Annotated in this window: 2 protein-coding genes; both read left to right on the top strand. The window is 46.6% G+C overall.

What is annotated here, in order from left to right:
* Positions 1-207, top strand: a 207-nt coding sequence (locus tag ACPEPR_RS13730) for a hypothetical protein (protein ID WP_423562555.1), incomplete at its 5' end; no start/stop codon positions are given.
* Between the two features lie 107 nt (positions 208-314).
* Positions 315-2,219: a bifunctional metallophosphatase/5'-nucleotidase gene (locus ACPEPR_RS13725; RefSeq protein WP_423562554.1), complete on the top strand. Its 1,905-nt coding sequence runs from the start codon at positions 315-317 to the stop codon at positions 2,217-2,219.
* Positions 2,220-2,382 lie beyond the last annotated feature (163 nt).

The following is a 2,382-nucleotide window of genomic DNA, read 5'->3' as shown; positions in this document are numbered from 1 at the left end:
TATCAGCCGCAAAGTGAAAAGCAGTTTGCCTATCAACCGGTCAAGACACTGTTTGAGCAATTAGAGCTGTCGGCCATGTATCAGCTATTTGCCCTGATTCACGAGCAACTGCCGCGCAAAGCCAGACTGCTGTTTGCTGCCGAAGATTATCGCGGTAAACAGGCACTGGTCTTAGAAGTCATGCAGCATATTCGCGAACGGGTTTAACTATTGTCATGAAATCTTGATCGTTTTTTCATCTGTCTTACATGTTCAGGCCACAGACTCAATCAGACAATTCCGATTAAAACACTGAGTCTCAGGGTAATTGCCAGATGAACGTATTGAATAAAAAAACCATATTATCAATAGCCTGTCTTTCTGTTTTTATGACAGCCTGCGGGGATAATGACCGTCATACTGCTGCACCGACGCCAGTAGTCGAGGGCAAAGCCGTTGAACTGAATATTCTGCATATCAATGACCATCACTCCCATTTAGATGAAGAGCACTGGAACTTTAGCCTGGCACAAGGGGCTGAGGAAGAAAATTATAGCGTCAGCCGGGGTGGTTTTGCCCGTGTCGCCGGTTTAATCAACCGTCTGGCAGAGGAATATCCGAATGTGATCAAACTACACAGTGGGGATGCGATTACTGGCGATCTATACTTTAACCTTTCTGAAGGTAAGGCCGATGCAGATGCCATGAATACGGTCTGCTTTGACAGTTTTGTGCTGGGTAACCATGAATTTGATGCCAAAGATGCAGGCCTACAGAAATTTATTAACTATCTGGATGCCGGTAACTGTGCCACATCAACCCGTATTGTATCGGCCAATGTGAATTTCGGCCCATCTTCGCCGCTGTATCAGACCCAGCGCATTGAAAAGTCTTTTATATTTGAACGTGACGGTGAAAAGTTTGCCATTATTGGCCTGACCATTGCTGATAAAACCAAAAATGCCTCTCAGCCGAACAGTGACACTACGTTTGCCAATGAAATTGAAGCGGCTCAACAGGAAATTGATCGCCTGAAAGCTCAGGGTATTCACAAGATTATCCTGCAAACCCATACCGGTTTTGCCCTGGATCAGCAACTGGCTGCGGCTTTAACTGATGTTGATGTAATTGTTGGCGGTGATTCACATACCTTATTAGGTCCGGACAGTTTAGAGGCGGTCGGCCTGAGTCCGAGTGGTGCGTATCCGACCCAAGCGCGAAATAAAGATGGTGATCTGGTCTGTATTGCCCAGGCCTGGCAGTACAGCTATGTAGTGGGTGATTTAAAGGTCAGGTTCAATCCGCAAGGTCAGGTGGAACAGTGTAGTGGTACACCGCACATTTTAGTGGGCGATGACTTTAAGCGTGAAAATACCGAGAGCAAACAGTTTGAAGCCTTAAATGCAACCGAACAGGCGGCGCTGCTGGAGCGTTTTAAAGCGGCGAATATTCCGATGCAGGTGGTCAGCCCATATACCGCGACCTTAAATGTGCTGCTGCCATATCAACAACAGAAACAGAATTTTGCCAGCACGGTGGTGGCTCAGGCAACCGATAACCTGTGTTTACGCCGTGTACCGGGGACGCAGCGCGATACCAGCCGTTCTAGTCTGGGCGATATCTGTAACCAGAATCCGCATGTCATTGCTCATGGCGGCGATATTCAGCAGATGATTGCCGAAGCCTTCTTGCAACAAGGTAAAGTGTACTTTGATGCCGATCTGTCATTCCAGAATGGTGGTGGGGTGCGTGTGGATGTCGCGGCAGGTCCAGTCACCGTAGAGAAAATCTATCAGGTACTGCCATTTAAAAATACACTGGTCCGTTTGGATATGACTGGTGCAGAAATTAAAGCCACGCTGGAAGATGCGATTAGCGGTGTGGTCGAGCAGAGAAATACCGGCAGTTATCCATATACTGGAGGTTTACGTTGGCAGGTAGATTTAACCCAGGCCAAAGGGCAGCGTATTAGCCAGCTGGAAGTGCGTAATGCAAGCGGTAGTTATGAAGCACTGGTCTTGGATCGAACCTATAAAGTGGTGACTATCGACTTCCTGGCCAATGGACAGGACTACTATAGCAGCATGAAAGAGGTGACAGGCGAGCGCCGTATGGATGTGGGCCTTGATTATGCCGAAGCGTTTTTACAATATGTGGAGCGTTTACCGGGAACAACCGGACAAAAAGCGCTCGGTAAATTGCCAACAGCGGATTACAGCACGCAGAAATTTACTGAATAAGATAAAAAGAAAGACAGCAAAAAATCCCGTTCGCGGGATTTTTTCTTTTGAATTGTGCAAAAAATAAGTGAAAAACCGGTTTTTTTAGCTGTTTCGTAGAAAAAAGATACATACGTGAAAAATAAAGTGAATTGGGGCTTGCAATGATTCTTAAATCCTCTAG

The sequence above is a fragment of the Acinetobacter sp. AND/436 genome, assembly GCF_049546925.1.
GTDB lineage: Bacteria > Pseudomonadota > Gammaproteobacteria > Pseudomonadales > Moraxellaceae > Acinetobacter > Acinetobacter indicus.
This window is presented reverse-complemented; position numbering and strand designations above follow the sequence as displayed.